At 52.4% G+C, this 21,429-nt stretch carries 19 protein-coding genes; 8 read left to right on the top strand and 11 right to left on the bottom strand.

All coding sequences use genetic code 11. From position 1 onward, the window contains the following. Positions 1–521: 521 nt before the first annotated feature. Entirely contained in the window at positions 522–1,064 is a 543-nt protein-coding gene (locus SH287x_RS18145) for a hypothetical protein (RefSeq protein WP_479515796.1), read from the bottom strand. A gap of 648 nt (positions 1,065–1,712) precedes the next feature. Between SH287x_RS18145 and SH287x_RS18140 the strand changes: the two genes are divergently transcribed. Both SH287x_RS18140 and SH287x_RS18135 read left to right on the top strand, forming a co-directional pair. Then, positions 1,713–3,704 (top strand): sulfatase, encoded by a 1,992-nt coding sequence (locus tag SH287x_RS18140; protein WP_479515795.1) that lies wholly within the window; start codon positions 1,713–1,715, stop codon positions 3,702–3,704. Between the two features lie 853 nt (positions 3,705–4,557). After that, entirely contained in the window at positions 4,558–5,130 is a 573-nt protein-coding gene (locus tag SH287x_RS18135; RefSeq protein WP_013111107.1) for a helix-turn-helix domain-containing protein, read from the top strand. A gap of 383 nt (positions 5,131–5,513) precedes the next feature. Here the strand turns inward: SH287x_RS18135 and SH287x_RS18130 are convergent, their stop codons facing one another. Together SH287x_RS18130 and SH287x_RS18125 are read right to left on the bottom strand one after the other, a co-directional pair. Continuing rightward, complete coding sequence (locus SH287x_RS18130; protein ID WP_479515794.1) at positions 5,514–6,032, bottom strand: hypothetical protein; 519 nt, start codon at positions 6,030–6,032, stop codon at positions 5,514–5,516. 38 nt (positions 6,033–6,070) lie between these two features. Then, entirely contained in the window at positions 6,071–6,406 is a 336-nt protein-coding gene (locus tag SH287x_RS18125) for a histidine triad nucleotide-binding protein (protein ID WP_479515793.1), read from the bottom strand. Between the two features lie 367 nt (positions 6,407–6,773). Between SH287x_RS18125 and SH287x_RS18120 the strand changes: the two genes are divergently transcribed. Continuing rightward, positions 6,774–8,078 (top strand): DUF3472 domain-containing protein, encoded by a 1,305-nt coding sequence (locus tag SH287x_RS18120; protein ID WP_479515792.1) that lies wholly within the window; start codon positions 6,774–6,776, stop codon positions 8,076–8,078. A gap of 355 nt (positions 8,079–8,433) precedes the next feature. Here SH287x_RS18120 and SH287x_RS18115 read toward each other — a convergent pair whose 3' ends face one another. Next, positions 8,434–8,961 (bottom strand): hypothetical protein, encoded by a 528-nt coding sequence (locus SH287x_RS18115; RefSeq protein ID WP_479515791.1) that lies wholly within the window; start codon positions 8,959–8,961, stop codon positions 8,434–8,436. 403 nt (positions 8,962–9,364) lie between these two features. On the opposite strand from SH287x_RS18115, the gene SH287x_RS18110 reads away from it, so the two are divergent. Further along, entirely contained in the window at positions 9,365–10,135 is a 771-nt protein-coding gene (locus SH287x_RS18110; protein WP_479515790.1) for a class I SAM-dependent methyltransferase, read from the top strand. 126 nt (positions 10,136–10,261) lie between these two features. On the opposite strand, the gene SH287x_RS18105 is transcribed toward SH287x_RS18110, so the two are convergent. The 3 genes from SH287x_RS18105 to SH287x_RS18095 form a co-directional block, all read right to left on the bottom strand. Then, entirely contained in the window at positions 10,262–10,501 is a 240-nt protein-coding gene (locus SH287x_RS18105; protein WP_479515789.1) for a hypothetical protein, read from the bottom strand. A 69-nt stretch (positions 10,502–10,570) separates the two neighbouring features. Beyond that, positions 10,571–11,137, bottom strand: coding sequence for a MarR family winged helix-turn-helix transcriptional regulator (locus tag SH287x_RS18100; RefSeq protein ID WP_479515788.1), 567 nt, complete (start codon positions 11,135–11,137; stop codon positions 10,571–10,573). A 208-nt stretch (positions 11,138–11,345) separates the two neighbouring features. Further along, complete coding sequence (locus tag SH287x_RS18095) at positions 11,346–11,870, bottom strand: DUF3592 domain-containing protein (protein ID WP_479515787.1); 525 nt, start codon at positions 11,868–11,870, stop codon at positions 11,346–11,348. A 180-nt stretch (positions 11,871–12,050) separates the two neighbouring features. On the opposite strand from SH287x_RS18095, the gene SH287x_RS18090 reads away from it, so the two are divergent. After that, the gene (locus tag SH287x_RS18090; protein WP_479515786.1) at positions 12,051–12,329 is read left to right on the top strand and encodes an LPXTG cell wall anchor domain-containing protein; all 279 of its coding nucleotides are present in this window, start codon (positions 12,051–12,053) and stop codon (positions 12,327–12,329) included. Between the two features lie 23 nt (positions 12,330–12,352). Here the strand turns inward: SH287x_RS18090 and SH287x_RS18085 are convergent, their stop codons facing one another. Next, positions 12,353–13,576, bottom strand: a complete 1,224-nt coding sequence (locus SH287x_RS18085) for a lactonase family protein (protein WP_479515785.1) — start codon at positions 13,574–13,576, stop codon at positions 12,353–12,355. A gap of 472 nt (positions 13,577–14,048) precedes the next feature. Between SH287x_RS18085 and SH287x_RS18080 the strand changes: the two genes are divergently transcribed. Further along, positions 14,049–15,110, top strand: coding sequence for a HEAT repeat domain-containing protein (locus tag SH287x_RS18080; protein ID WP_479515784.1), 1,062 nt, complete (start codon positions 14,049–14,051; stop codon positions 15,108–15,110). Positions 15,111–15,200: 90 nt separating this feature from the next. Here SH287x_RS18080 and SH287x_RS18075 read toward each other — a convergent pair whose 3' ends face one another. Beyond that, positions 15,201–16,097, bottom strand: a complete 897-nt coding sequence (locus tag SH287x_RS18075) for a TylF/MycF/NovP-related O-methyltransferase (RefSeq protein WP_479518728.1) — start codon at positions 16,095–16,097, stop codon at positions 15,201–15,203. A gap of 68 nt (positions 16,098–16,165) precedes the next feature. Then, complete coding sequence (locus SH287x_RS18070; RefSeq protein ID WP_479515783.1) at positions 16,166–17,173, bottom strand: glycosyltransferase; 1,008 nt, start codon at positions 17,171–17,173, stop codon at positions 16,166–16,168. Between the two features lie 423 nt (positions 17,174–17,596). On the opposite strand from SH287x_RS18070, the gene prmC reads away from it, so the two are divergent. Together prmC and SH287x_RS18060 are read left to right on the top strand one after the other, a co-directional pair. Then, on the top strand, positions 17,597–18,523 hold the full coding sequence (prmC, locus tag SH287x_RS18065) for a peptide chain release factor N(5)-glutamine methyltransferase (RefSeq protein ID WP_479515782.1): 927 nt from the start codon (positions 17,597–17,599) through the stop codon (positions 18,521–18,523). A gap of 38 nt (positions 18,524–18,561) precedes the next feature. After that, positions 18,562–19,290, top strand: a complete 729-nt coding sequence (locus tag SH287x_RS18060) for an RsmE family RNA methyltransferase (RefSeq protein WP_479515781.1) — start codon at positions 18,562–18,564, stop codon at positions 19,288–19,290. A gap of 79 nt (positions 19,291–19,369) precedes the next feature. Here SH287x_RS18060 and SH287x_RS18055 read toward each other — a convergent pair whose 3' ends face one another. Beyond that, positions 19,370–21,373 (bottom strand): amylosucrase, encoded by a 2,004-nt coding sequence (locus tag SH287x_RS18055; protein ID WP_479515780.1) that lies wholly within the window; start codon positions 21,371–21,373, stop codon positions 19,370–19,372. Positions 21,374–21,429: the final 56 nt, after the last annotated feature.

Below are 21,429 nucleotides of genomic sequence, written 5' to 3'. Positions count from 1 at the left end.
AGTCGTGCGGTCACTCGAGCAGACCGCATCAGTTCCAGGACTTCCGCAGTAACGCCATTGACGCGAAGCGCGTGCCATTCAGGCACATGACCTTCGGGATCAAAACCGGGAAATCAACACTAGTGCATTGTCAAAGGATAAAATCCGGGTCTCTTCTGTTGTTAAGTCCGACAACGGAGAACGTTGCGGCGACATCAACCCGAAGACAAAGCCGTGACACGGCACCAGAACGGGACGAAAGACTCGCTGGCACACGCCATCATGGCCGAGGTGCCGGGGTGAGGTCATTTCGATGCCGTCAATCAAGTTACGGCAACGCCGCGCCAAATGTGGGAGAGAAAATTTCTCAGCTTTCTACAACGTGAGAAATTTCTGCAATCCTTTTTGCCAGCAATAGCTCAGGTCGAGACTTCATGGGCCAAATCACGATAGGCCCAACGACCCAATAAAAATCACCCGTCCTCTCCTAACAAGAGAACGGGTGATGGTGAAAGCCAATGAGAGCAATCTGCGAGACTGTATTAATCGTGATAGGTAACAGTCACACCGCGACGGCCCGATTCGACTTCAACGGAATACTTGCCGTAATCGTAAGTGACCTTGTCACCACCCTTGCGAACCTTGATCTTCTCTTCGCATGAGCAAGGAGGCACGCAAATTTTCACGTAAACGCACTGACACGGGTTGCAAGGATCAGGGATCGAAACAATCTTGGGGACAGCGCACGGAGCAATGTCCTTTTCGCGGCGGTATCTCACGCACTCAAACAATGCCACCGTGGGTGAAGAGACATAAGCCGCATCGGGACTGACCGTCGTGTAGCTGCCGTCATAACTCGGATCAGCCATGGGATGCAGAACCGTCTGCTCCTCACCAGGAACAGGTGGAATCTGCCCATAAGACGACAAGCCCAGCGAAGGGCCACCACGGGCAGGAACAGGTTGTTTGGCCTGAACCTGGCCTGCCGAGGAAATAGCCAGAACCCCCGCAAGTGTCGACAGTGCCACAGCACTGGCCAGCCCACGAAGCGAGAACGGGAATACAAGGCGATTCAATTTGAGCATCCATAAGCTCCTTTATCTTGTGATGCCTCCATGACCAAAACCAAAGGGTCGCAGGACAGTCAGCAACCCCCAGTCACATCCCCACGCGGGATGCCGGCATGGAAAGACATCAGCAAGGCACGCAGCAGTCATCTCTGAAGTTTATCGGCCACACACCAGTCTCCAGCGGCAAAAATTGCCGGACGCCGCTGCGAACCCTCCATGCTATCTCGCTCTAGGCATACTGGGCAAACTTTTCCGCCGCAAGGGTCAGCCTTTTTCCCCCTTCACCAAAAAACGCTCCGACTTCGCAGGTGGCTGGAAATTCCTGACACAAAATTCGCTTTACATCCTTTCACCATCACTTGATGATGAAGCCGCTCCAGGAAAAATCGCCACGATGAAAAGTTGCTGTGTCCACTTGATCAGTGGCCTCGGACTTAGTAGTTATTAAGTTCAGACATGCAGTAGCGCCCACTGCATGTCAATGCCATCACCATGAGTGTATGGCCACTGCTCTAAGATGCTCTTAAAAACCTTCGAGACCGCTGGATCTGAAAAAGCATTTTGACATTTCCAGACAAGCGGAACCGCTTTTAATAAGAGTTTTAGGCAGCTTGGAGCAAATCCCTTTTTCCGCTTGAAAATCCGCAGATTGGGCCATCGCCGGTGAACAAACTCTCTTTTTTCTGGGTCTGGGCGGGCCTGTCTCTCGGTGCGTATCTCTTTTCAGATACGCTTGTGGTCGCTTTCTCTGCTTCTCAGCTCGCCATTTCAAGAGACGACAATAAGGCACAATCCCCGGAAGCCGACTCAGAAACAAATGCCCCATCGTCCCCTGGGGAACCGCAATCTTCCACAGTACAGGGAAAACGCGTCCGGCCCAATATCCTTTTCATTCTGGCGGATGATCTCGGCTGGCGTGATACCTCGGCTTATGGCAGTCGGTTCTATCGGACACCCCATATTGACCAATTAGCTCAACGCGGAATCCTCTTCACAGACGCTTATTCCGCCAGTTCTTTGGGATCTCCCACACGAGCCAGCATCCTCACTGGCCGCTGGCCTGCGGCCCTTCATTTCACCGAAAACGGAGATCAGGCATCCCCCAAAGGACAAAGCCCGGACGTTCCCGATTCCGCCCCGTCACATTATTCCATGGTGGCACCAAGGTTTTGTACACAGCTTCCCGGCACAGCCATGACTTCAGCCGAGCTTCTGAAAAAAGCCGGCTATTCCACAGCATTTTTCGGCAATTGGCATTTGGGGGCATCTCCTGACGATCCGACCCATCACGGATTTGAACGGATGATGGAAGGATCGCCAATCGCAGTCCCTTCTCGCGAAAATCTCCCGATGCAGCAGGGAATGAAAGCCTCGTCTCAGACGGCACCTTGTGAACATATTGATGACGTTCTGACGCGTGAGGCGATTAAATTTCTTGAGACCAAACGGGATGAACCGTTCCTGCTGAATCTCTGGTATTTTTCCGTTCACGCTCCTTTTGAGGCAAAACCAGAGCTGATCCTCGCTGCTCAGTCACGTGTTGAGTCTGCCCGCGAAGCACAAAAATGCCCCACCATGGCCGCGATGATTCAGTCTCTCGACGACAACGTCGGCCGCCTGATGGCAGCGCTGGATCGCCTGAATCTCACTGATAAGACCATGGTCGTTCTGACATCCGATAATGGCGGCAACATGCACGCAGATGTCAAAGGCCAACTCCCCACCAGCAACCAGCCGCTGCGAAGTGGGAAAGGCTCCATCTATGAGGGAGGGAACCGGGTTCCGCTGATCATTGCCTGGCCCGGTGTTGTCACCCCGCGTCGCGTGACTCAGGAAGTCGTCTCCAGCGTCGACTTCCTCCCCACCTTGATCGACGCAGCGAACGCGTCACCACAACCCCCTGTCTCTCAGGATGGCCTCAGCCTGGTGCCACTGCTTAAAGAGAACAAAACATTAGCTCGAAAAGCGGTTTTTCAACATTTCCCACATTATCACCCGGCGACCGGCCAGACACCGGCAACTTCTGTTCGCAACGGTGATATGAAGTTAATCCGCTTCTGGGGCGGTCATTCCAACGGAACAGATCGCATTGAACTTTACGACTTAAAAAACGATCCCGGTGAAAAAACAAACCTTGCCCGTTCACGCCGGGATGAAATCATCCGACTGTCCGGCATGATCAATCGCTTTCTCAATGAGACAAAAGCGCTGGTTCCCCGAAAAAATCCGCAATTTTCCCGGCCACTCCAAGGCTGGGTAACAGTGGCAGAAGCCTCGGTTGAAGATGGAACTGTCATCCTGCAACGGCGGCCCAGCCAGGAAATTGTCATGGAGACAGAGGACGTGCCGCATGTCGACCAGCAATTACTGATGCACTGGCCCCAGCGGGTGACGTCTCCCATGACGGGCACCATTGAGTGGACAACGTTAAAACACCCTGAATTCAGTTCCGAACGATCTGTTCCTTTTCATGTGAACAAACGAAACGACTGGGAAGAGATGAATGTCACGATCCCCGTGACCGACCTCCTGCGTTCTCTTCGCATCAAATTTTCTGGTGGCTCGGGAGATGTCGAAATCGGCTGGATCAAAGCCGAACTCCGTGACGGCAATCTCGTGAAAGAATGGCAGTTCGGCGAAGTGGCATCCGAGTGACTACTCAGCTTGATCTCTTCTTCTCTCAAAAGCCCGAGAATCCGCAAAATCGGGATTATTCCGCCGACCGCTACCGTTTCTGTGTGGCATACTGAATAAGGCCGGGGTTTCTTCCTCCCCGTGTGAGTCCAACCCTCATCGCTGAAATAGTCACAAGAGATCAGGTGCTCACGAGCCATTGCGAGGTCGCGTTGCGATAAGAAACTTCGCGGGATTTCCTTCAATCGTGAAGCTTCGCCATTGAAGGAATTTCCGCGGGGAGTTTTCGTCGCGGATCTTTCCTTGAGGCCTGAAGAATGGTGTCAAAAGGCGCAGTTGGCGAAGCCCCTGCCGCTTGAAAACATGCGAAAAAGCAGTCGGAAGCAAGAAGGTCAAGCAAGAAATGAGGTCTTGACAAGAGAATTGAAGTCATCGTGCCAGGAAAGCCGAAAAGAACACCCAGACGGTTTGCATCGGAACAACACGACAAACGCCTTCGGGCGCCAAATCGTGTTGTGGCGGAAACGCCGGCAAATCGTCGACAAGGGGGGCAGGATACAAGCAGGCATTTTGTCATGCACAGAGCAGGGACGCTCTGCCGGTTTGAGTACGTCCCGCCCCTCGCTCGAATTCGAAACAAAGGATCGGGTCGAATTCGATTTCCAACGTTCGGCATATTTCGAATGATTCGATCAAGCCTCCGCCAAGCGGCTTGATCGGTTTACTCGAAGGCTTACAGCAGTCAGGGTGATCGGCCCTGACTGCAACTTGGTTGCGGCCATGATAGCCACAAAAGGTCGTGCGAGGGTCAAGATCCGGAGGGTCGCGACACCCTTCTGTGTGTGAACAATAATTGGTGATTGGAGTGCCCGCGATGAGAACGATCTTCACGACTGGCCAGGTCGCTAAGATCTGCAAAGTTGCCCCTCGAACCGTCTCAAAATGGTTCGATTCAGGGCGTCTGCGCGGCTACCGCATTCCGGGATCGCAGGACCGCCGGATTCCTCGGGAGCACTTAATCCGCTTCCTCAAGGAACACGGCATGCCTTTGGGCGAACTCGAAGACGAAGCGATGGGCAAACTGCTCCTCGTGGGTCTCGATTCCCAGGTCCGCCACAACCTGACCGAACTGATGCCAATCGAAGACTTCAAAATCGAAGCAGCAGCCAGCGGGTTCGAAGCGGGCATTCAGGCAGAGTCGCTGCATCCGGACGCTGTAGTCATTGACTTCAGTATGGGACGGCATGAAGCAATGTTGATCGCTCAGAACTTGCGTAAAAACGGCGAATATGCCGACGCAGTTCTCGTAGCATTGCTGACCGATGAAGATACCGCCAGCGGCATCGACCGCTCGCTCTTCAGCGAAACATTCCGTAAACCATTCGATGCCGCGCTGCTTGCAGAACGAATTCGAACCCTGGTAGGCCGCAAAAAGCAACTGGCCTAAACCCAGAACCCTTGCCGCAGCCAAATCCAAGAGGCACTCGATACGTCGGGTGCCTCTTTTCTTTTTTTTATCTACGGCAAACTCCCAGTCCTTTTCCCCTCCAGAGAAGCTGGCCGCAAGACCAGATAAGACCTCAACCTGGCGGCGTAAGACCCAATCGCGGATGAACAGTTGGCCTTATACGCCGCCCCAAACCCCGCGAGGGGACGGGTGAGGGATTTCCCAATGGGCGTTCTTTGTGAAACACATGTGCCAGGGATGCCTGTTGATTTTGAGTATCTATAGATCGCTATTTCAGCATCGGTTCGCCCTCGAAAATTAGACACAACCGTGTCCGTGAAACCTGGGCCACCTCAATCGACTTCAACATATCCGTCCGAATATTAAATGTCATTAAGCTGACTGAGGTGGTAGCCGTTCTCGTGGAGTACCTTTGCGGCTCGCATCACTCGAGAGGCTTGCAGCACGAACAACAACAGAACGACTCCGCCGCAGCACATTGTCGGGATGGCTGCCAGTAGCATCACGGGGATCAATCCCCAGAACATGATCGGTGGCCCCAGGCGATGATGTAATAACGTCATGATCGCCCCGGCCACGGGAATGACCGAAAAGCAGGTAATACACATCGCTGTAATGAGGAGAGATGCCAGAAACCGATCTTCGGGCTGCGCTTCTGGGCCGAAAACTTGGGCACCATTAGCGGCGACAAAAATCCCCGTGAGAATCGGGATCAGGAACACGACAATCACCAATGGCAAACGCTCCTGCCGATAGCGTTTTTTGGCCTCTCGCAACTGTTTGAGAAGCTCAGCCGACAAAGGCTGCGCCAGTCGGCCATCAAAGACTTCCCCACAAGCGTCACAGGACAAGGCGGCGGGAGGCCGAGAAACGCCGCACATAGGACAGACTTTTGGTGACTCCATCACCCAACCCCTCATTAACCAGGGGGCCAGTCGAGATTTCGGCCACCCAGCAGATGAATGTGGAAATGGTGAACAGTCTGACCGCCATGTGCCCCGCAGTTAATGACAGTCCGATAACCATCATGCAAATGTAATTTGGCGGCGATTCGACTGGCCACAATCAACAGGTGCCCCAGCAGATCACGGTCAGTTTCCACCACGTCTGCAAGTGAGCGAATCTCTTTTTTTGGAATGATCAAAACATGGGTCGGAGCCTGCGGATTAACGTCCCGAAACGCCAGGCAAAGTTCATCTTCATATACGACGTCGGCAGGAATCTCTTTGTCGATGATTTTTTTGAAGATGGTCATGAAACCTCCAGGAACAACAAATCGCATAAAAACGGTGTGGTTCGTCTTACCCGGCCAGTGATCACGTTACCAGCATGCGTCCCTCAAGAAGTCAGAATCTCTTTCCGATTTTTCATGGATTTGAAGCTGACAAAACTGAAATTCAACTCTTCAATCTCAACCTGTTTTTCACACCGGATATTGGCCAATGGGTGATCATTGATGCCTGGCTCTCATCTTGGCTCAATCTGAATAATTGTGGAAATCATCTATCAGTTTGAGAATATCTTCGTTGTCGCAAAGCCTTCCGAAGCGGATACTGGAGCATCATGGCAGATGGCCATCGAAGTTCCTGTGGCTCACTGAGGCCATTTTTCGGAGAAAATAAGTGCTGCGACTTCTGCTCGTCTCGAATGTTTTTCTGGCTGCCTGGCTGTCGATGCTCCCCGTCCATGCAGCCGGGGGAGTGTGGAATGTCCCTGTTGCAGGAAATGTCTACTCAGTGGATCCGGGAAAAGACGTTCGCGTGGGTCGCCGCGAAGGGAGTGGGCTTTCATGGAGCGACACCCAAGAGAAGTTTGCGGTTTACATCCATGTCGATCGGCCTGCAACACTTGAACTTTCTTTTCAGGGAAATGTCCCAGAGGGGACATCTCAACTGCTTGTATCAAGCGGTGATCAGAAGTGGCCTGTCACGATGACCGGCAGCACGCTCGGAACTCACAAAATTGGCACGCTGGAGGTTCCCCAGGCGGGCTACTTCCGTATTGAGATTCAGGGTGAAAAGCGCACCGGCAACGTCTTTGCCCAGATTCGTGATCTGGTCGTCACGTCACCCACTGAAGATCTCAAGATCGACTATGTGCGGGATAACGAAGGGAATATGTTCTATTGGGGACGTCGCGGGCCTTCCGTCCATCTCACTTACACCATGCCCAAAGACGCCAAAATTCAATACGGCTACAGCGAACTCACGGTGCCGGAAGGGAAGGACACCATGGGGTCATACTTCATGGCCAACGGTTTTGGTGAAGGTTATTTCGGCATTCAGGTCAACGGGCCGAAGGAACGCCGGGTGCTCTTTTCGATCTGGAGTCCGTTCAGCACCGATAACCCCAAAGATATCCCGGAAGATCAGCGGATCGTGAAGCTTGCGTCGGGCGAAGGCGTGCGCGTGGGAGAATTTGGCAACGAAGGTTCTGGCGGGCAAAGTTATTTGGTTTATCCCTGGAAGGCGGGCGTCACCTATCGCTTTCTGACAGAAGTGAAACCCGATGGCCCCAATAGTACTGTCTATACCTCATGGTTCAGTGAAAAGGGGACTCAGGATTGGAAGTTGATGGCCAGTTTCCGCCGGCCGAAAACACAGACCTATCTCAAACGATTCCACTCGTTTCTGGAAAACTTTAATCCCAGCTATGGGAACATCAACCGCGGTGCCTTTTATGGCAATGTCTGGGTGCGGGATGTTGAAGGGCAATGGCATGAATGCACCCAGGCGAAATTCTCCGTCGATCCGACAGGCGGAAAACGCCATCGTCTCGATTACAATGGCGGTGCTGACGGCAATCGCTTCTTTATGAGCAATTGCGGTTTCTTCAATGATACCGGCAAAGTGGGTGAAACCTTTACTCGCGAATCCACAGCCAGCCAAAGACCAGAAATCAACCTGGAGTCTCTGCCCAGGTCGTAAATAAAAACCAGCGGGTACCGGGAAAAATCCCGAAGGTATTTCCCCTGCCCACCGGCCTCACCCCGCGTTGACATGTGAAGTCTCCCTCTCCCGCCTGCGGGAGAGGGTTGGGGTGAGGGGTATTTAACCGCCTATATTTCAGATAGCTATCAATAGCATTTCATCGATGGCTATGTGATCCCTTTCATTGAGAGTCACGCGTTCCCCCTCATCCGGCCTGCGGCCACCTTCTCCCTCAGGGAGAAGGATTTGACAGCCTTTGAATATTACGAAGCTGGTAACGCCTCAGATCCGGCAATCTCTGAGGCGTTACACATCGGCAAAAACTTGCAGGCCATTCGGCCATCTTCTTATTTCAGCGACGAACCCAATGCAGGCGAACCAGTGTTGAGCCAGATTGAAATTTGGGCCGGAAGTGCTTCGGGCGGCTGTCATCCACCGCCGTGATGGCATAAGGAGCCAGGCACAGATCCAGTTCCTCACCCTTAAGACGGTAGATCCCGTGATAGATCGGTTTACTATTGGAATCGTAGAGATCGAACTGACGTGGTTCATCGAGATACTTACCAGGATGAACCCGGAAGTTATATGTCGCGACAGGCAATCGTGAGTTCGGCTGCTCGATGCGGATAATGTTACCGTCGATACGAACCTTATAGTCTTTTCCTTCTGGTTGACCTGATCGCAGCACGTTCTTGGTCACACTATCCACTGACCAGTCACCCGAGAGTAATCTCAGATCGGGATCATTGGCCTGCGCCATGCCGATGAGAGCAAAGCTGGCCAGGGCAATACCAGCCAGTCTTGGCTGCGAAAACAGGGCTTTTGAAAACAATCCAAGCCCGCCACGAGGCCGCGTACGACCCGCAAAATCGTTTGACATGAATGACTGCCTTGAGAATACCGAAAGCCGAACGACCAGCGGGCGAAATGCCCAGAGTGTGAGTGATTCAGAATGCGAAATGGGAGAATTCCCTGAGTTCCTGAACAGAACCACCACGATCCTACCACTCTCAGAGGGCGTGAACAGGTGTTGAATCAACAAATGTCACTGATTTTTCATTTCCGTTAACAACACCTGCCGCCAGTTCCTCTCTCCCCCTACGGCATTGTCAAAGCATAAAATTCGGGTCTCTTCTGTTGTTAAGTCCGACAACGGAGGACGTTGCGGCGACATCAACCCTAAGACAAAGCCGTGACACGGCACTACAATCTTGGAAACACCGGTACTTCACACGGAATGTTGCCAATCCAGGCATGAGGAATTGCCCCACAGGAGTTGATTGATGTCCGATTCCCGACTCCGCTTTTCGCACCGTGTGGAGCACTATCGAAAGTACCGCCCTGGTTACCCGCAGGAAGTTCTCGACACGTTACGGCAGACCATCGGGCTGACCTCGCAGCATGTGGTGGCCGATCTGGGTTCGGGAACCGGGATTTCATCGCGGTTGTTTCTCAACAACGGCAACGCGGTCTACGCGATCGAACCCAACGCCCCCATGCGAGCCGCTGCTGAGAAGTGGCTGGCAGAGTTTCCTCACTTCCACAGCATTGCAGGTTCAGCCGAAGAGACCACACTGCCAGCGGCCAGTATTGATCTGGTGGTGGCAGCCCAGGCATTTCACTGGTTCGACATTCAGCCAACCCGTTGTGAAGTGGCCCGGATTCTCAAGCCGGAGGGTTGGGTCGCACTGCTTTGGAATCAACGGCAACTCGCCGGTTCACCGTTTCTTGAAGGCTATGAAAAGCTATTGAAAACGTATGGCACCAATTATGAAGCCATTCGTGATTCCCATCGTGATCCCACCCGATTGCAGGAGTTCTTTGACCCACAAGGATGGCAGCGGATGGAGCTGGAAAATCACCAGCAACTCACCTATGAAGAATTACGCGGTCGGCTGATGTCATCGTCTTATGTGCCGCTCGAAGCTCAGCCGGGACATGCCAACATGATTCTCGACCTGAGAACGCTATTCGCCCGGCATGAAAAGAGTGGAAAGATTGCGATGAACTATGTGACGGAACTGCTGGTCGGCCACGTCACTCGGTCGGTTTGAAAGACACAGTACAGGCAAAACTTCATCATCAACTGCTCACCGCCACCGGCTTATGATGGCGATTCATTGAAACTCACATCATTGATTGCACCATTCACGTCCGATGGTGAGTCGTACATGCTGAGTCTATGGAGTGGCTTCGGTTTGTGAAGGCCTGTTTTCAGCCTCGGTCTTCTCATCTGGACTGGCCTTTTCCTGGGCAACTGATTCAATCTGATTCTTTGAATGCATCTCCTCTCCCAGTTTTTTGAGTTTTTGAATTGTCGCCTTATTCCGTGCCTGCTGGGCTTGTTGTCGCAGTTTGGCTGTGTCACAACCAAGGCTGCACAATGCCAGACTAAGCAGCATCAGAAGAGTTTTTTGCATGAGTTTTTCCTGTGCGATAAACATTGTTAATCAGGCGGGTGAGTCAGGAATTTCGCGCACATTCTGAAATCACTGCGGACGTGAATGATCGGCGACCCAGCGGCTTCCAGAATCTTCATGCGGAACACGGGCCAGCTTCATCAGACGGATGAGTTCGTGCAAATCGTCTGCACTGAGATGCCCCAGTTGATGTTCATGGCATTGCCGAACCGGTTCTTCGAGTTCTTCCAGCAGCTTGAGTCCTGCTTCAGTCAGAGCAACTTCAACCACGCGCCGGTTCTCGACGCGCCGGGTTCTGACAACCAGACCCCGATCTTCCAGCCGGTCAATCAATCGGGTGATATCTGGTGCGCGACTGATGAGACGATCAGCAATCTGAAGCGTCGCCATCCCTTCCGGATAAACACTCCGCAGTAATCGAAGTGCGTTGTACTGCTGTGCGGAAAGTTCAAAACCGCTGAAGACCTCTTCTTCAATGGATTTCATCCGGTCATAGGTTCGCCACAGCTGCAGATAAGCTTCCTGCTTCAACGAATCAAATCGCAGTGGCCTGGAATCATCCGCCTCGGAAACGGATTCTTGAGGAGCTTCTCCCGGCGTTTCCTGGCGAGCAGGACGCGACGATTTTGCAGGCATGGAAAACAACCTTCCGCCACTCAAGGCGCAGAAACCAAGACACACCATCGGGACGCCATACAAAAGCACCCTTCTGATAGCCCATCAACGACCGATTCGGCGAAGACCTGAAATCGTCAGATTAACAGAATTGATATTCTTATTAACGTGCTCGTTCGTCAAAACAACATTCTAACTAACAACAGAATATCCATCTGAGCTAAGAAAACTAACACTCCTGCAAGCAGTCTGCCAGATGAGGGATCTTTCCCAAGCGATACTCAACAGCAAACTCTCGAGACTCGACTTCACTGAAAGCCTGATGAACGGCGTTTTGCTTCTGTTGCGGCGGAAGTTTTTTCATTTCATCCAGAACAAAATAAACGAGCAAAGTCGTACCAATCACCACAATTCCCATCAAAATCACAAGCACCCAATCTCGACGAACAACCGCCTTTTCAGGCTCTCCTATCGGGTACTGCATCGTCACCCTCTGACCAATCCGATGCGCCGGTGGACGGAATGACATGGAATCTTCCACTTCACATTGGCCATTTTCCGTCTCGAACCGCAGAACACTTTTTGTCAACTGGTCGCCATCACTGTCGCGATGGGTCAACTGGCGAATGACCTCGGCCTCCACAATTTGACTATTGATTCGCCTCAGCAAAACTCGAATCAACGACAATGATCCCGTAAGAATCATGAGTAACGGAATGCCGATCTTCAGCACATGAATCCACGTGATGGCCATTCCAAAAAGCTCCATCAGACACCCCTCGTGAAAATCAGCCTTTGCAGTGACGCCACTTCCCATCATAAAATCAATGCCAGACAAGATCTGCCATCAACCTCTATAATTGATCGATGAGATCACCACGTGAGTGAGAAACTGACCAGCAACCAAAATCAATGATTCTGGAATTGAACCACCATGAGCTTTGTTCAGGATGATGACGACTGGTGGAAAAAAGGGAAGAAGCCCAAAGACTGGTCGGAAGACGATGACACCTACGACACGTTCGACGACGATGGCAAACCCGAGTTCGTCATTTGCCCCCATTGTGGCGCTGAAGTCTATGAAGATTCCGTTCGATGCGCCATTTGCGGCGAGTACATGATTCGCCAGTCGAACACTGGCCCCCAAAAATGGTGGGTCTATCTGGTTGTTGGCCTCTTGCTTGTCACCATGTTTCTATGGCTCTTTCGATAATCTCGAACAGAGAGACCGATTTGTTATTTTGTAGAACTCAGAGGTGAAAATCTGACGCAAACCGGAGCACCCACACTGACCGGTTCTCCATGAGGAGTCAGTGTCCCTTTCGCTGAATCGAAACCGAAAACCTGAACCGAGTTGCTTCCCTGATTGGCTGATATCAGCCATTTCCCCGTAGGGTCAAACGCAAAATTGCGAGGGGTTTTCCCGCCCGAAGGAACATTCGCCGTTCGCGTCAGTTCCCCGGTCTCTGCTTTAATGCTGAAGACGGCCAGACTGTCGTGGCCCCGGTTCGATCCCACCAGCCAGTTTCCCGAGGGATGAACGACAATCTCAGCCGTGGTATTCCCCGACATGCTCACGTCCTTCGGCAAGGTTGAGACAGTCTGAACAGGTTCCAGATCGCCCTTTGTCGAATCATATCGGAACGCGGTGATCGTCGATGTCAACTCATTGATGACATAAGCAAACCGGCCATTGGGATGAAATGCCAGATGACGCGGGCCAGATCCTGCCGCGACGGGAGCCGAGGGAATTTCGTGTGGCACCAGCTTTCGCGTCGCAGGATCAAACTGATAAATAAAAATCTTGTCGCAACCCAGATCTGCCGCGAACGCATAGCGGTTCGAGAGATCAAGATTAATAGAATGGGCATGCGGTTTGGTTTGCCGCTGCTTATTAACGCTGGAACCTTCGTGTTCCTGAACCGAGACAGGTTTCTCCAGCAGTCCTTCAGCGTTCAAAGGCAAGGAGGCCACAGTGCCTCCTCCATAGTTGGCGACAAAAACCGCGCTCCCCGTGTGATCAACTGACAGATGACAAGGCCCCGCTCCACCAGAAGGTTGCCAGCCCAACTCTTTAAGATCACCCGAAGCAGGATCGAGCGAAAAGGCGACGACTGCTCCCGTAGGCTTCCCGGATTTATCGCCAGGCAATGCTTCAGCAACTTCGCTCACGCTATAAAGCAACGGCTTGGACGGATGGATAGCGACGAAAGACGGGTTCTTCACCTTAGCGACAAGTTGCGGTGCAGTGAGCGACCCCGTCTGAGCATCAAACGTCGAGCGATAGATCCCTTCACTGGTGCCTGAGGTATAAGTCCCGAAATAGACATGAAACAGCGAAGAGGCTTTTTCCTGGCCAACAGCCAGCGAGGAATGAACCAGGTTCCCGATCAGCAACAGACCGGCGACCAGAAGCTTGTTGACCAGCCCACAAATTGTTCCCGCCGAAAAATTTCGCATCCCTGCCCCAATCATGCTGATATACCGTGCTCGATCAACAGAAGGCGTTCTGCCTCGATGAATAAAAAGAAGTGAAGAAAGACTCATTTCTCGCTACGGGCAGGATCAGTTCCCTGAAGAAAACCCGACAGACGCACCAGCGCGAGCGCCATGATTTCTTGCTATGTCGCTCATCGTGATCGTCAATGCAGTGTGTGATGGATGCCGTAAGACTGTCAAGGACAGCAAGGAACGTCTGTCTTCTGCACCCGTCTTCCACACGGACACCTTTCCCCTGAGTTTTGTAGCTTGGTTCAGATCCCGTAGACCGTGCCCGGTCAACAGAAAGACGTTCTGCCTCGCGCATAAACTAAAGTGAAGAAGGATCCATTTCTCGCCGCGGGCAGGACAAATTTCAAAAACCTCTTGGAGAGATTGCTGGATCTTGTCAAGATTCCCCCTGCCAAGGATCAGGCCGACGGAGATTGACACGATGCCCGCTCATTTTTCATGGATGTATCCCGCGACTTCGTCGTACAGGGTCTTGCCAGCCAGCCAAACTTCCGATCATGTTCTCAAAACGAAAAATCGTCGCGAGATGAAACTGGCATGGGCCACACTGCTGGTGCTGTGCACATCGGGGCTTTGCGGATGCCAGGGTGAGAACACGGCAAAACCCGTGGCAGAAGTCTCTCAGGAAGCTCAAGAAGCCGTCGCAACTCCGTCAGAACTCGTGTCATCAGGTGGTGGCTTATTGATTCCACCATCCGACAGCCGTCCTCTGTCATCTCCCGGTGGGCCACTGCTCTTACCAGTCCCCGATTTTCCCAGCTCTGAAGGCAATAACACTTCACGATTAACGAATTCCGCTCAACGCGGGATGAATGAACAAGGTCAGCCACAAAGTTCACCGGCTGCCGAGAAAGCCTTTGCCCGACTGATCGAAGCCGCCCGAGGCAATGCCGATAACAACCAATGGCAAGCAGCAGAATCGGAACTGCAACAACTGGGAACAGCGGCACTGAGCACATTGGTGAATCATCTGTCTCACGACGAAAAGATGGTTCGAGAACTGGCCTCGATGTTCCTGGCTCAACTCGGCCCTGAAGCGGAAACCGCCAGTTCCTCGCTCGTCAAAGCCTTGCAAGATGACTCACTGTTTGTGCGTGCGAATGTCGCCTCGGTGCTCTCCACCATTCCTGCTCAAGAGGCAGTGGTCACTCCCGTGCTGATTGAACTTCTGGAATCTCCTGAAGCGAACATCCGGATGATTGCCGCAACGTCACTGGGCAACATTGCCGGGAATTCAGAACTGTTTGCAACTGTGGAACGCCCTTTACTCAAACGCCTGGGAGATGATGATTCCCAGGTGCGGTCAGCCGCCATCCGGTCGTTGTCGCTGCAATCCCCACCCGCTCCGATAGTGCGTCAGGGGCTGCTTGCCGTAGCTCGAAATCAGCGTGATCCCATGCAGGAAGAAGCAGCCGCAGCCTTACGCCGGCTCGATGGTCAACCCGCTCCCGGTGAAGCAACACAGACCGGCAATGTCGAATGACATGATACCGTGCTCGCTCAACAGAGAGACGATCTGTCTCGCGGCATAAAGAAGAAAGACTCATTTCTCGCCGCGGGCAGGATCATGCCATCATGCCACGGCTTCTGGGGGAAGCCGCAGGACGGCTGAGGTTCCATCCAGCCGTTGCAGCCGGCCAAATCGTTCAAAAAAGACTTCGTCAATCGCCAGTCGCGCCCCCAGATCCGTCACGCCGTTGTAATCGTCGAAGACAATTGTTCCACCAGAAACCATCAGTCCGTCAACAAATCGGCAGGCTTCTAACGTGCTGGCATACAAATTGGCATCAATGTGAGCGAACGAGCAGTGGCGCGCGGTCAGCCCTGAAGCCGCAAACGTTGACTCAAATAACCCCGCATGCAATCGAACACGATCGGCAATGCCTAGCGTTTCACACCGCTGCTGTAATGTGTCGACGTAATCTTCAGCCAACTCGAACTCGTTGCTCGTGCGGACACCATCGACGTTGAGAAACGTCAAAGGGATGGGCTTACCAAACAGATCGAAGAGATGCACGGTTTGATCGATCTTTTCCCGCGCGCCCAGCATCGCTAACGCCAGACCGGTTGTCCCGCGAAACGAGCCACATTCAACAACCATCGAGCCACGCCGCGCCACGCGCCACCACTCCGCGCAGATCGCAAGAAACCGGCGGGGCTTAAGACAGACGATACAGCCCGCCTGTTGCAGTTCATTAAGCACGTCTTCCATCGCATCAGGAAGCTCCAGCGGCTGCGGCCGTTGTCCAAACAGTTCAACGCCCGGATTGCTGATGACGGCCAGATCCCGACCCAGTTTTTTCTGTGCCCCCCGCAAGCGAAAATACTGGGGCACATCACTGAAGTAATAACGCGGCCCCAATTGTGCCGCCCGGTAGGCTTTCTCCCACAAAGAGGAAGCATAAAAACCATCATGGAAAATGGCATGCTTCTCGAGAGGATGTCTTTCTCCGGCATGTTGGCCCGTCATTTGTCCCACGCTTTCCACTCACGCTTTCCACGGACACTTTTTATTGACGCAAGCTGACTCAAAGAAGTTCAAAGATCGACCGGGGCCGGTGTGCCCCCCATGGGACGACGCCTGTGACGCCACAACAGTTTCAATCTCGCCAGAACACGCTCAGTAATCCGCGAGCGATCCACAAACTGCCAGCAACCTCTGGGGCCTGTGCGAAACAATTTCCACACAACGGGCATGACAGATGATGACTTCGATCGCAGTCGACCGGCCAGCGCCACATTGAGATCAATACTGATCTTCCCCAACCTGATCGGAAGCGTTCGCCCAGGGTACTGAGCCTGCCACTTTGCAGCATGCGGCTCAAACGCCTGATCCAGTTGTTGACGGAATCGCTCTAAATGATCACTGCGCTGGATTGTCTGACTGTCGTGATGAATTCGAAATCCTGCAAAAGGGTGGGGATCGTAAGCCACACTTCCCTGGCGAGTCAGCCGCATCCAGAAATCCCAATCGGCGGTGTACCAGAGTTCCGGAGCCAATGGGCCAATTTCTGACAAAGCCTGCTTACGAAAGACCGGTGCCGGGATCGACACAAAATTCTGAACCAGAAGTCGCTCAAGGCAGTCATCACCTGATGTGAGTCCCGCCGTCAAAGGGGCGCGCAAACGTCCGATGCGTCGCCCATTTTCATCGAGATAAACCACACTGTGAAAGTACCACAGCGCCTGAGGAAATCTGTCCACCAGCCGCAAAATGGCACGAAGACGACCCGGCAGCCAACAATCATCCTGATGCAGAAACCCGATCAATTCTCCAGTGGCATGTTCCAATCCGCGATTTGTCGCAGCAACCCAGCTTCCCGAAGGCTGCTGGGGAATGATTTTGATTGTCAGACGATGCTCATACTCGCGAAGGATCGCCAACGAAGAATCGGTCGAGCCATCATCAACGGCGATCAGTTCCACAGCCGCTGGATCAGACAGCGAGGCAACTTCCTGCACCACACGATCAAGGGCGAAACGAAGATATCGCTCGCCGTTATAGACCGGCATCACAATCGAAAGCCAGGGAGTCATTGCGGTCATAAGAGATTCAAAAGCATAAAAATTCTACCAGCACCCGCGTGAGCCTGCTGACATTCACGAACACTCACCTATAGACAGAATCTGATTCTCAAAGTTGTGGCAAGTCATTGTGAAAATCCGATGAGCACAGAAGTCCAGATGAAAAATTCTGGTGGAAAACCTTTCCATGAAATTGGCTGATAAAAGCAAACTCACAATTCTGAAACCTGATTCTAAAGGCAAATTTCTCTGTGAGTAACTCTTAAATACTGGAAAAACGGTCTTCACATATCAAAGAAGTCATGATCCCGCCCGGCATTTGTCATTCATGGGCTGGGCAATTTCTGCGCATGTTGGTCAAATTGCAGTCGGACAAAAGCAGATCGCCCAGTCGAACAAGCCCACGGTGATGTCCGGCGCCGGCAGATTTTTGATCGAGTAAACGTGGCAGACGCAACATCAGGTACACCCGCATCCACAGGAGGATGGACTGTCCGCAAAGTGCTGGAATGGACAACAGCCCATTTGAAAAAGCACGGAAGTTCCACCCCACGCCTGGATGCCGAACTCTTGCTGGCACATGCCCGGCACTGCCAGCGAATCCAGCTTTACACGCACTATGACACCGAACTGTCCGACGAAACACGGGCCGTCATGCGCGATCTGGTTCAACGCCGGGCACTACATGAACCTGTGGCTTACCTGCTGGGCGAGCGGGAGTTCTTCAGCCTGTCGTTCGATGTGTCCCGGGATGTCTTGATCCCCCGCCCAGACACAGAAACATTGGTGATCCAGGCCATTGAATGTCTGAAACCTCAACCCCTCGATGATGAAACTATTCCGCCAGCCGAAGCGGTTCGTTTCGCAGATCTTTGTACTGGTTCCGGCTGTATCGCAATTGCCATCGCCAAACAACTCCCACTGGCTCAGGTGGTGGCGACCGATTTGAGTGACAAGGCCCTGGCTGTGGCCCGTTCCAATGTCACGCGACACCAACTGCAAGAGCGCATCGAACTCCGGCAAGGTTCACTGCTGGAACCGCTCCAGGGGCTGGCCCCCCTGCATCTGATCACCTCCAATCCGCCATATATTCCTAAAGCCGATATTGAAACGCTCGATCCTGATGTTCGTCAGCATGAACCTCGGATGGCGTTGGATGGCGGCAAAGATGGCCTTGATTTTCTCAGACCGCTGATCCAGCAGGGCGCCGATCATCTGCTGCCCGGCGGGTGGATGTTGTTGGAATTTACCCCTGAACAAGCGGAAACGTTGCAATCAATCGCCCAAGCAACCGGCGACTGGTCGCACATTGAAATCATCAAAGATCCGGGGCACGACCCACGTGTTCTCAAACTCCAGAAAAAATCGTAAGGCCCTTTTGTACAATTCCTGCATAAGAACCCTGTGGTATGCGTCGATTTTATGTCCCTGAGTTGATGTCCTCCTGGAAGACAGGCCCGCTTTCTCTGGAAGGAAGTGAAGCTCACCACGCCCTGCATGTCTTGCGGCTCAAAGTCGGTGAAGACATCTCTCTGTTTGATGGAGCCGGACATGTCGTGGCAGCTAAAGTGACCACAGTTGGCCGCAAAAGCCTGGAATGCCAGCCACTTGGCGAACCAGAGACCACACCCGCACCATTCCCGGAGATCACCTTGATGGTCGCGGTGCCCAAAGGTGACCGCCTCGACTGGTTGATTGAAAAGGCCACAGAACTCGGGGTCACAACATTGATCCCGCTTGCGACCACGCGTTCCACCGTTGACCCCCGCGAAAGCAAACTCGATCGCCTGCGGCAAACCGTCATCAGTGCTTGTAAGCAATCCCATCGTGATTGGTTAATGACCATTCGAGAGCAGATCGATCTTTCCACCTGGTTGAAACAATCCCATGCTTCACCCGCATGGTTTGGAAGCCTGTCCACAATGGCACCAGATCTGCCCCTTGAGCCAAACCCACCTGCTGCGAACACCTTGAAGACATTGACAATTCTGGTCGGCCCCGAGGGAGGCTGGACTAGCGAGGAAGAAACTCAGTTACTTCAACAAGGGGTTCGTCCCGTCTCTCTGGGACAATATGTCTTGAGAACCGAAACAGCAGCAATTGCCCTGGTCGCCAATGCCCTCACAAGGAATAACTAATTAGTGAATATCATTATTGAGACGATTGAGACATCTCTATGGAATGAGATAGATATCTGCCACAGTCATAGAACGCACATCAAACCGGTTTCTCAAGAGGGCCTTGACGATCCAGAATCATGAACTGGTAAGGCCTCAATTCTAAAGTTGTCCCAGAAGAGATCGTAGTGCCCGACACCTGATCGATCACTGTCCGTCGCAATCCTAATCCTCTGAGAATACGACCTTCAACCACTTCAACCCGTTCAGTGAAATTGGCAAGAATCAAAACACTGGCTTGGCCGTGCGTGCGGAAATAGCCCAGGACATGATCGTTCCCTGTGCCGACAAATTCCGTTTTGCCAGGTCGAAATGCCAGATTCTGCCGCCGGATGATCCCCAGCTTGAGAATTCCATCATGAATACGAGCCGCCGGTCCTTCATGATCTGCCACCTGCTGCATCTGATCCCACTGGAATTGTGGCCTGTGAATCCAACGCGAATCAGCACTTCTTAACGGATCGTTTCGGTAATTCTCGTCATTGAGAGAACCAATTTCATCCCCTAAATAAATCAGGGGAATGCCCCCGATAGTCATCACAACACCATACAGCAATAGCACTCTTCCGATCGCCAGATCAATCTCGTCAATGTCACTATTGCGGATGGCTTTTCCCAAGCCGGCTAACGACGCACACGTCCCCGAAACCCGGGCATCACCAGTACTGGAATTTTCCTGAAATGGAACTCCTTCGGCAAAACTTCCTTCAACCCGACCTGTATAGAATTGAGTCAGAAAGCGCCGATGAGCGCTGGGGTCATACCCCGCTTCCCGAATCTCTTCGTCCGTGATCGACCAGCCGATATCATCATGACTCCGAATATAGTTAACCCAGACACACCCTTCCGGAAGAGGAAAGCGCTTTTTAACCGAGGCAAGCAGCGTACGAATATTTCGCGTCGCCAGCGACTCCCAAAGTAAAGCCATCAGCTCAGGGTTATAGCTGAGGACACATTCCGAACGATTGATATAGCTACGCACTTCATCAGGATGCACAATCGCTTCAGATTTGAAGACAACCGCTGGCGCTGCAATTTGCGTCGCCGCATTCAGGACACTGACAATCGTATGGGCTTGCGGCAGGTTCTGGCAACTCGTTCCCAATTCTTTCCAGATGAAAGCAATGGCATCGAGACGAATGATCTCAACGCCGCGGTTTGCAAGAAATAATAGCTCATCGAGCATACGCACGAGAACTTCGGGATTACGATAATTCAGATCCCATTGAGAAGTATAGAACGTCGTCCAGACCCATTGGCCCAGAGCCGTCTGATATGTAAACGCGCCAGGGTGCTCTTCTGGAAAGACTTCAACCAAAGTCCGTTCATACTGATCCGGTAACGTTCTGTCCTTAAAGAAGAGATAATAATCCTGATAGTCCCGCTCACCTTTCAAGGCCCTCTGCGCCCATTCGTGCTCATCTGAGGTATGATTAAAAACGAAATCCAGAACAAGAGATATCCCGTGTCGGCGGAGTTGCGTGGCTAAGTGTTCCAGATCCTCCATCGTGCCGAATTTTGGATTAACGGTCCGATAATCGCTGACAGCATAGCCACCATCACAATCAGTCGAATGCACTTTATAAATAGGCATCAGGTGCAGATAAGTAATCCCTAATTCAATCAGATAGGGGATCCTGGATTCAAGATTTCTTAAGGTTCCGGCAAAGAGATCAACATAGCACATCGCCCCCATCAGGCGTGGTGCCAGATACCAGTCTTTATCGGATTCACGCAGGGCATCGAATGCCTTAAGTTCTGCTGGCCTCTCGAGAACCGAGCGGAAAACAACCGCCATCAGTTCTTCCAGATGATAAAACGAGTCGAAGCGATCGCCATAGAGTTGATAGAAACTCTGAAACAGTAACCGGTGCTGCTCCTCCAGTCGACGTTCCAGGACATCCCAGTCACCATCAGGAAAGTCGGCTCCAAACCTCCTTTGCATGCGATCAATGACGCGGCTTTTCAGCTTTCGCAACTCACCTTCAGAAAGTGGTGAAACGGCCAATCGCCCGGAGACTGAAGATTCTGGTATCGATGACACGACCACGTCTCCTTCACTGGCTCAATGATGGCCATGAATTGAAACCAATAGTATTC

The organism is Planctopirus sp. SH287 (genome assembly GCF_056500625.1).
This window is presented reverse-complemented; position numbering and strand designations above follow the sequence as displayed.

Bases quoted from the DNA above. Each gene is read 5' to 3' on its own strand.
- SH287x_RS18145 (WP_479515796.1), bottom strand. From the start codon at position 1,064: ATGCTCAAATTGAATCGCCTTGTATTCCCGTTCTCGCTTCGTGGGCTG.
- SH287x_RS18135 (WP_013111107.1), top strand. From the start codon at position 4,558: ATGAGAACGATCTTCACGACTGGCCAGGTCGCTAAGATCTGCAAAGTT.
- SH287x_RS18130 (WP_479515794.1), bottom strand. From the start codon at position 6,032: ATGTGCGGCGTTTCTCGGCCTCCCGCCGCCTTGTCCTGTGACGCTTGT.
- SH287x_RS18125 (WP_479515793.1), bottom strand. From the start codon at position 6,406: ATGACCATCTTCAAAAAAATCATCGACAAAGAGATTCCTGCCGACGTC.
- SH287x_RS18115 (WP_479515791.1), bottom strand. From the start codon at position 8,961: ATGTCAAACGATTTTGCGGGTCGTACGCGGCCTCGTGGCGGGCTTGGA.
- SH287x_RS18110 (WP_479515790.1), top strand. From the start codon at position 9,365: ATGTCCGATTCCCGACTCCGCTTTTCGCACCGTGTGGAGCACTATCGA.
- SH287x_RS18105 (WP_479515789.1), bottom strand. From the start codon at position 10,501: ATGCAAAAAACTCTTCTGATGCTGCTTAGTCTGGCATTGTGCAGCCTT.
- SH287x_RS18100 (WP_479515788.1), bottom strand. From the start codon at position 11,137: ATGCCTGCAAAATCGTCGCGTCCTGCTCGCCAGGAAACGCCGGGAGAA.
- SH287x_RS18095 (WP_479515787.1), bottom strand. From the start codon at position 11,870: ATGGCCATCACGTGGATTCATGTGCTGAAGATCGGCATTCCGTTACTC.
- SH287x_RS18090 (WP_479515786.1), top strand. From the start codon at position 12,051: ATGAGCTTTGTTCAGGATGATGACGACTGGTGGAAAAAAGGGAAGAAG.
- SH287x_RS18085 (WP_479515785.1), bottom strand. From the start codon at position 13,576: ATGCGAAATTTTTCGGCGGGAACAATTTGTGGGCTGGTCAACAAGCTT.
- SH287x_RS18080 (WP_479515784.1), top strand. From the start codon at position 14,049: ATGCCCGCTCATTTTTCATGGATGTATCCCGCGACTTCGTCGTACAGG.
- SH287x_RS18075 (WP_479518728.1), bottom strand. From the start codon at position 16,097: ATGACGGGCCAACATGCCGGAGAAAGACATCCTCTCGAGAAGCATGCC.
- SH287x_RS18070 (WP_479515783.1), bottom strand. From the start codon at position 17,173: ATGACCGCAATGACTCCCTGGCTTTCGATTGTGATGCCGGTCTATAAC.
- SH287x_RS18060 (WP_479515781.1), top strand. From the start codon at position 18,562: ATGCGTCGATTTTATGTCCCTGAGTTGATGTCCTCCTGGAAGACAGGC.